Below are 771 nucleotides of genomic sequence, written 5' to 3' on the forward strand. Positions count from 1 at the left end.
GGTCGAGTGACTCTGCGCCGAAAATGTACCGGGGCTAAACGTATCACCGAAGCTGCGGACTGTTCTTACGAACAGTGGTAGGAGAGCGTTCTAAGGGCTGTGAAGCGAGACCGGAAGGACTCGTGGAGCGCTTAGAAGTGAGAATGCCGGTATGAGTAGCGAAAGAGGGGTGAGAATCCCCTCCACCGAATGCCTAAGGTTTCCTGAGGAAGGCTCGTCCGCTCAGGGTTAGTCGGGACCTAAGCCGAGGCCGAAAGGCGTAGGCGATGGACAACAGGTTGATATTCCTGTACCACCTCCTCACCATTTGAGCAATGGGGGGACGCAGGAGGATAGGGTAAGCGCGGTATTGGATATCCGCGTCCAAGCAGTTAGGCTGGGAAATAGGCAAATCCGTTTCCCGTAAGGCTGAGCTGTGATGGCGAGCGAAATATAGTAGCGAAGTTCCTGATTCCACACTGCCAAGAAAAGCCTCTAGCGAGGTGAGAGGTGCCCGTACCGCAAACCGACACAGGTAGGCGAGGAGAGAATCCTAAGGTGATCGAGAGAACTCTCGTTAAGGAACTCGGCAAAATGACCCCGTAACTTCGGGAGAAGGGGTGCTCTGTTAGGGTGCAAGCCCGAGAGAGCCGCAGTGAATAGGCCCAGGCGACTGTTTAGCAAAAACACAGGTCTCTGCGAAGCCGTAAGGCGAAGTATAGGGGCTGACGCCTGCCCGGTGCTGGAAGGTTAAGAGGAGCGCTTAGCGTAAGCGAAGGTGCGAATTGAAGC

1 rRNA gene is annotated in these 771 nt (G+C 55.1%); it reads left to right on the plus strand.

Annotation, left to right across the window (positions count from 1 at the left end):
• Positions 1-771, plus strand: a 23S ribosomal RNA gene (locus AC0QUY_RS42625); the annotation flags it as partial.

It is taken from the genome of Bradyrhizobium sp. WYCCWR15520 (genome assembly GCF_056174665.1).